Raw genomic sequence first — 7,288 nt, 5'->3', positions numbered from 1 at the left:
CTCATCTGGCAAACGCCAGCCATCGTCTTGCTTCAGCATGCCCATGATAGTTCTCCTGATCATGGGCTTAGACTCAAAAATGCGTCAGATGTCCCTCTGGATGAGCTCTACTGGGATACGCTCTTAGAAGCCTCCCCATGTCCCTTCACGTCGAGTCCCTGTTCACCGCCGCAATGGGCCTTCAGGCGCCGTGGAAAGTCGCCAAGGTCGAGCTCGACACTGCCAACTCCCTTGACGCCCATAAGGCCTCTTGAGCCTTGCTTCGTCGCGAGATCGGTCGCCCCTATTGTCAGAGGCGCCGGGTCGACTGGCCGGACGACGGGGCGAATTGGCTATCGCGCGTTCACTTTGAACCAGTTCAGGTTCCAGTCCTTGCCGATGGACTTGAAGCGGATGGTGTGATTGCCGGCCGTCATGACGAAGGGCGCGCTGGTTCGGGTGACCCAGGTCTGCCAGCCGCCGGTATTGGGCACGGCCATCACGTCAAGGGCCTTCGCGCCGTCCAGCCAGACTTCGAAGCCGGTGCTGCCGTTGGCGCTCGCCAGGCGGTAGTCGATGGTGAAGTTGCCGGCGGTGGCGACGTTGACCTTGAACTCGATGTAGTCGTCGGGATCGAAATAGCCGACGTCCTGTCCGCCACCGGCGTCGGAGCAGGCTTCGAGCTGCACGCCGCTCATGGCGGTGAGGGTTTCGGCCTCGATGAGACCGGGCACCGGCACGTACTTGAACGTAGTGGCGGCCGAGTCGCTGTAGTAGCTCTCGTTTACTGCGGTGACGGCGGAGACCACGTAGAAGTAGGTGGTGCCCGGCACGGCCGTGGTGTCGTTGTAGCTGGCGGTGGCGACCTTGTCGGCAAGCAGCGTGTAGTTGCCCGCGGCGCCGCTGGCACGGTAGACCTTGTAGCCCGTGACCTTGGCGTCGGTGCTGGCCGTCCAGGTCAGCGCATTGCCGCTGGCGCCCTCGACGAGCTTGAGGCCGGTCGGCACCGCCGGCAACTGGAAGACTTCGGGCGCGGTGGTACTCACCAGCCACTGGGCGAGGCCCGAGTGGACTTCGTAGGCCTGGGTGGCATAGCCCTTGAATAGATTCTCGATGGCGACCTCGGAGGCGGTGGTGAAGTCGACCATGCCGGTCGTGTCGACGATGTCTTGACCGGCCACGGGAGCCTTGTCGGCGAGATACATCTCGGCCCAGGTGTTGGCGCTGCCGTTGTCCTTGAACACGCCACTGAGCGTGTAGGTCTTGCCGCCCTGGAGGGTGATGGCCTGGTAGACGCCGCCGTTGATTGCGCCGATGACGCCGTTCGGGCGCGTCATACGCAGCACGCTGCCGTCGCTGCCGGTGGGGGTCTTGCCGGCGCTGGCGTAGTTGAAGTCGAGGTTCAGGTTGCCGCTGATGGCGAGGGTCGTCCAGCCGGTGTCGGAGCCGAAGTTGCCGTTGGTGATGAGCTCGGCGTTGGTGGCTGTGTCGACGATGCTGATCTTGTCGAAAGTGACGTCGGGGTTGCTGTCGCTGTTGGCGCCGCTTTTAATGACGAAGTAGTAGGTCTTTGGGCCGGTGCCGCCAACCTTGAAGGTGGCCGCCTTGACGGCGCAGGCGTTGGCGAAGCTGGAGTCCCAGCCGGCGCAGTCCCACGTGCTTGCCTTCGCGACCAGGCGGGCCCCAGTGTCGAGGTTGTCGTTCTCCGCGTTGGTGACCATGCCCCACGTGCCCTTGCCCGAGCCGCCCCGCGCGCTGACGAGCTTGTAGGCCCACGAGGTGGCCGCCCAGCCGTAGCTGGCATAGGTGTCGTAGCTGGCACGGGCGATCTGGCCGCCCAGGTCCAGGCCGGCGCCCTGCCAGGGCTGGAATTCGCCCACGAACAGAGGAATCTTGAGGTCGCTCACCTGCTTGTTGTAGGCGCACACGCCGGTGGTGCCGGTTTGGCCGCAGCGCAGCCAGTCGCGGTGGATCATGTAGGGCGTGTCGCCGGGGCGGTCGCCAAACAATCCCGGATAGGGGTGGATCTCGAAGGCGACGTTGGTGAAGCCCTTGGCGGTCGGGTTGCCGTAGGCATCGATGCTGCCGTCGGAATAGCTGGGGAACAGCACGATGTGCTTGGTGTCCACCCCGCGGACGGTCTGGTAAAGCTCTTGCACGCGGGTGACCATGTCGGCCGCGGTGGAGCCCCAGGGCTCGTTGAGCAGGTCGTAGGCGGCCACGGCGGGCTCGTCCTTGTACCTGCTGGCAATTTGCTGCCACAGCCAGCGGGTGCGGTCCTGGGCAACCGTATCCGTCCAATACTTGTTCTGACCGGCGCAGCCGGTGGGGTTATATAACGTCTGGCCGCCCACGGCGCCGTGCAGGTCGAGGACGACGTACATGCCGCGCTTCTTGGCCTGGGCAATGGCCCAGTCCAGGTAAGTCCAGGCATCGGCACGCAGGGTCTTGGGGTTCTTCTCGTCTTCGATGACGCTCCACAGGATGGGCAGGCGCACGAGGTTGAGGCCGAAGGCCTTCATCTGATCCCAGTCGCGCTCGGTGATCCAGCTGTCGCGGTAGAGCTTGATGAGGCGCTCCTTCTCCTGGTATCCGAAGCGCTCGGTCAGCTTGGCCTCCAGCGTGCACTGGTCGGTCACGCCGTTGCCGCCCTGGCCCATCATCCAAAACTCCTGCACCAGCCAGTTGCCGAGGTTCGTGCCCTTTAGCAACATCTGCTTGCCGTTGGCATCCACCCACTGGGTGCCGTCGGTTTTCAGCATTGTCTGGGCGTCAGAGGTGGGCGTCGGGGTGGGCGTCGGGGTGGGGGAGCCGGGCGGTGCCGCAGCGGCAACGCTCGAGCCACCACCACCACCGCCACAGCCACTCAGCAAGGCCACTAGAGCGGTTAGCGCAAGTACGCGATGAATGATTGTCGCGGGGCGACTGTTGATTCGCATTGTGATTGTCCTTATCAATTCAGTTAAAAGGTCGCCACCGATTGCGGCGATATTTCATAAGAAAAAATGCGGCCGCGGACGGAACCCGCGAACGCTAGGGGTCTCGTTGGTCTGATTCGACATCAGAAGAACGAGCGAACTGTTGCAGCTTTGGCGGAAGGCCGCGGTAAGCCGGTCGGGCGCGGCTGTTCGATAAAGATCCCGGTCCAGGATGCGGGCTCTTCGCCGACACCGGTCGTGCCAGTCACGTCGGATTCGATCAGGCGGACTCGATGGCTCGCCGGTGCAAGTTTGGACGGTGTGGCCGCTGATAGCTGGCGCCACTGGTCGGGTGCATTCGGTTAATCTGAGTACGCGTTAAATTCCGCGATAGACCACCAGTCGCCTGTGCTTCCGGTTTGCATCACTTTGATGTATTGGGAATTTTGAGTTGGGAAGGTTACAATCTCAGGAGAACTAATTGCAGATCCGGAGGCGACGTTCGTCCAGGATTTCCCGTTTTGGGAAACATAAATGGTATAGCTCTTGGCATAGTCTCCCGTGCTTGGTCCCGAATCCATACTGATTTCGTTGACCGTCTGTACAGAGCCCATATTAACAATGAACGATTGTCCGTTTTTTTGTGCGGCTCCAGAACTCCAGCGAGTGTTGATATTCCCGTCAAGGGTATTTGCGGGCACATCGGTCGAACTTGATGAAGAAGCGGTAGCGACCCAACTCGTTCTCGGTAACGCGTGCTCGGTTGCGAATGGAGCGGAATTGCTTGTTTGGCCATTTACGTTCACTGTTACATTGACTGTGCCAGTAATGCCACTTGGCACTGATACGGTGATGAGTCCATTGGACCAATCGGTGACCGCTGCCGCAACGGAGCCAAAGTAGACTTTCGACGTACCTTGGCTCGCTCCAAAGCCGGATCCGGCCAGTTGTACCGTATCACCGGGTACGGCTTGCGGGAGGTCGACGGCGCCGAGAACAAGTCCTGAGGAGGGGGTGCCAGGCCAAGTAAACGTCACTCCTGCATTTGCAGGCAATGTGTAACTGAACGACTCAGCGCCCCACATGACTTTGAAGGTAAGGCTCGCGCCGCTCGAATTGTACGCAATTAGCACCTTGGAGCCGTCCGGATTTTGCAGTGCTACATTTTCGATGCTGCCGTTGCCGAAAGAGTTGGATCCAATGCGGTATGCGCCTTGCTTCACAAACTTGCTGGCCTGGCCGAGAATGTAGTAATCCAAATTGTAGGTGACGGCGCCGGTATTTTGATTCACTGTCACAACCCCACGACAGGTTGTGCAGCCTCCATTGGTCGGTCCATTATTCGTGTCGAGCGCCAGGTTCCAGAAGTTGACGCCGCGGGCCCAGTTTCTCAGACCGTTAATGATCAGAGTATCGAGTTCACCGTGCATAATCTCCGTGTTGTTCGCTTGCCACGTTCCACCAGAACATTCGGTGATGAACTGATCCTTGTTCGGATATTGGTTATGCAAGTCGGTTTGTGCGGAAACCACTCCGCCATAGCAATGCCATGCTGTTCCCGAAATATAAGGCGAAGCGGTCGAGTCTGCGTATAATGCCTGCGGATAGTTGGGCTGATCCCAGTTGTGGTCATACCCGAGAATCTGCGTATTGACGTTATTCGCCGCTAATGTCGGCCCAAGATAATTGCCGATGAAATATGCCTCGCTCGCTGTTGTAGTAGGGGCGCTGGACGTGGCCGGCAAAATCATCCCGGGATATCCGGATGGCGAAAAAAGAGGTTCATTCTGTACTGCCAGATATTGAATGGGGATGCCGTAGTTCTGGTAGGATTGAATAAACTTCGTGAAATAGTTGGAATACGCTCGATAATAGGATGGGATAAGGGATCCGCCAATCATGCTGCCGCTGGTCTTCATCCAGGCGGGCGGGCTCCAAGGTGTGGCGACAATCTTGATGTTAGGGTTGATACCTAACATTTGCTGCAATTCGGGAATGATGTACGAGGTGTCGTGTGCGATGGAAAAGTTGGCCAGATTCGGGTCTGTTTGACCCGCCGGCATGTCATCGTAAGAATAATTTCCGGATGCTGACAAGTCAGTTGCCCCCATCGGCAATCTCATGAAGCTTAAGCCGATTCCTTGCGTCGTGCTGAACAGATTATTGAACAGGGCGGTTTTTGCCGATGAGGATAAGTACCGATTAATGACATAAGCTGAAGAATCGGAAAGGGCGGCTCCGAATCCTACAATTTGTTGGTATTTTCGGCTTTCGTCTACTGAGATAGTCAAAGGGTTGTACGAATTGCCTGAATCCGGAGAAAAATCGATGTTGGCTTGTTGTGCCAGATACGTGTTGCTCGATGGATTGGTCAACCAAACGTTGACCGTTTCATTTGCAGCGAAGGAAGATGATGATCCCCAAAACATGGCTGCACCCATCATCCAAATAGCTGTAGGGAAACTTGGCGCTTTCTTGTGATTTAATTTCATGAATCGTCTCCAATATTTTTTGATAAGGTCCATTTTTCCGAACGGCACGTCATCGTAAGTAAAGATGGAAACGATGAATCCGACGGTTGCTATGCACCAATGCCGCAATCAGCGACACTAATGTTAGTGTTTTTTCTCAATGCAACATGTGCAGCTCAGAATGCGTGAGGCTAAATACAATATTCGTCTGGCGGTAAATCAAAATTTCAATGATTGGAATGCATTCCAATTTTGTTCGTCAAAAGCATATTTACATCGTGATTCGGTTGTGAATATGAAAATTACAGATCTGGCGCTAGCCTCGACGCGCAGAACATCTGTTGGAGGGGAGCAGCGCGCTGCTCCTTGGACATTTGCTTGCGCGGTGCCCGCGCAGAAGCATCAGTCAGCGCGGCGCCAAAGCCGAACATTTCTTGGAAGTGCAGGTCGGGCTCGATCCGTATCAGCGACTTCGCGCCGATCGAGACATCCGAGGTGGCCCAATCGACGTCGGACGCCCATTCGAGCAACTCAACCCGGTCGTCTGTGGTGATCCATACGCTGATTGGGGCGCATGTCATGGCCACTGTGCGGTGGAACATGGCAGTCACGATATTCATTTAAGCGGCCTTTCCGGCCGATGCGCCAGACATAACGGCGCAATGCCGGCCGATGAAATGGGCGTGGGACGCCGTGACCTCCGCGCATATGTGGATGACCGCCGCGACATCGGCGACGAATCGCCGTATCTCTTCCCGCTCGTACTGACGGGCGGATGGTGGCCCAAGGCCAGCAGGCTTTGACCGTGCATGACTTGCAGCCAGCATACTTCGGCGACCAATTTTCCCCCTCGCGAACGATCCTGCCGCGGCTGAGGAATAACTCGATCTTGGCTAGTGGCGACGCGGGACTGAGCGGCAGCGACAAGGACCGCCTGTGCGAAGGCGATCGCGATGGGCCAGGTTGTCGCGGACATGCTGTCTCCTTGCGTGCAACTTCATCGATCGTATTGTTCTAAATTGGAATCGTTCCCAATATTGTGATCGATTGTAACTACGGGATTTTGTCAAGTCAACTGGAAAACGTTTCCGCTGTTTCGTGCAGCAATTCGTTCGACGACCCGGAGCGGGTCGCGCCCGTGATGTTGTGGATGAGCCGGCAGTCCCCGCACGGATGATGCCTCGGACCAAGATGGCGGTGTCCGGCGCGAGAGCAGAGAGTAAAATTCACATTGCACGCAAGCTTGTGATTCATATTGAAAGGGAATTGAAAATGGCAAAGTTCGATCTGTCGGCCTACGGCCTGAACGAACTCAGGAGACTGGGGTCCGATGTCGAAAATGAAATCACCGTGCGTCACCAGCAGGAGCTGGGAAAGGCGCGCGACCAAATCCTTTCGATGGCGCAGGACTTGGGTCTGTCGGTGGAAGAGCTGCTCGGCACTACCCGGAAGAAAGCAAAGGGTGGTAAGCCAGGCGCGGTTCAGCCGCGTTATCGTAATCCCGCTGACAGCCAGCAAACCTGGACTGGCCGCGGTCGGCAGCCGAAGTGGGTCGGTGAGGCGCTGGCGAACGGCCGCAACCTCGACGACTTCAGGATTCTTTGACGCATGCCCCCGTACCCGGTCGTGCCGTCTCGTCGCCCCGTGTCATATTGCATCCGGGTCGGGATGTGTCCTCCGACCCTTAACGGTACGGCTCTGGCTGCGCCTCTGATGGTCGGAATGTGGCCGCGGCCGCTCCGAGAGTGAAAAATTGACACAAAAAAGGCGCTGCTCACATTTTGCATAAAAAATTGAGAACGATTCCAATTTTCCGCTTACAATGTGCGTTTTGAATGATGCGCGCACTGGGTGCGGCTGAAACGGAGCCTCGACGCGGGCCATGTGGTTCGTTCCATCCTCTTGATGGTCACCGTCGGT

4 protein-coding genes are annotated in these 7,288 nt (G+C 57.6%); 1 reads left to right on the top strand and 3 read right to left on the bottom strand.

Going from position 1 to position 7,288, the window contains the following annotated elements; translation table 11 throughout:
* Positions 1 to 332: 332 nt before the first annotated feature.
* The 3 genes from ISF28_RS23110 to ISF28_RS23100 all read right to left on the bottom strand — a co-directional run bounded on the left by ISF28_RS23110 (position 333) and on the right by ISF28_RS23100 (position 5,988).
* Entirely contained in the window at positions 333 to 2,741 is a 2,409-nt protein-coding gene (locus ISF28_RS23110) for a cellulase family glycosylhydrolase (RefSeq protein WP_198119523.1), read from the bottom strand.
* A gap of 518 nt (positions 2,742 to 3,259) precedes the next feature.
* Positions 3,260 to 5,389 carry a discoidin domain-containing protein gene (locus ISF28_RS23105; RefSeq protein ID WP_198119522.1) on the bottom strand — a complete coding sequence of 710 codons (2,130 nt, stop codon included), beginning with the start codon at positions 5,387 to 5,389 and terminating at the stop codon, positions 3,260 to 3,262.
* Between the two features lie 281 nt (positions 5,390 to 5,670).
* A complete protein-coding gene (locus ISF28_RS23100) occupies positions 5,671 to 5,988 on the bottom strand; it encodes a hypothetical protein (protein WP_198119521.1) in 318 nt (105 codons plus the stop codon).
* 571 nt (positions 5,989 to 6,559) lie between these two features.
* Here ISF28_RS23100 and ISF28_RS23095 point away from each other — a divergent pair.
* Positions 6,560 to 6,973, top strand: coding sequence for an H-NS histone family protein (locus tag ISF28_RS23095; RefSeq protein WP_229519311.1), 414 nt, complete (start codon positions 6,560 to 6,562; stop codon positions 6,971 to 6,973).
* The last annotated feature ends 315 nt before the right edge of the window (positions 6,974 to 7,288 follow it).

This window comes from Massilia rhizosphaerae, from assembly GCF_016093545.1.
GTDB lineage: Bacteria > Pseudomonadota > Gammaproteobacteria > Burkholderiales > Burkholderiaceae_D > Telluria > Telluria rhizosphaerae.
Note: the sequence above shows the minus strand (reverse complement) of the source record. Positions and strands in the feature narration are given on the sequence as shown.

Coding starts and splice junctions, on each gene's coding strand:
- ISF28_RS23110 (WP_198119523.1), bottom strand. CDS start 2,741: ATGCTGAAAACCGACGGCACCCAGTGGGTGGATGCCAACGGCAAGCAG.
- ISF28_RS23105 (WP_198119522.1), bottom strand. CDS start 5,389: ATGAAATTAAATCACAAGAAAGCGCCAAGTTTCCCTACAGCTATTTGG.
- ISF28_RS23100 (WP_198119521.1), bottom strand. CDS start 5,988: ATGAATATCGTGACTGCCATGTTCCACCGCACAGTGGCCATGACATGC.
- ISF28_RS23095 (WP_229519311.1), top strand. CDS start 6,560: ATGGCGGTGTCCGGCGCGAGAGCAGAGAGTAAAATTCACATTGCACGC.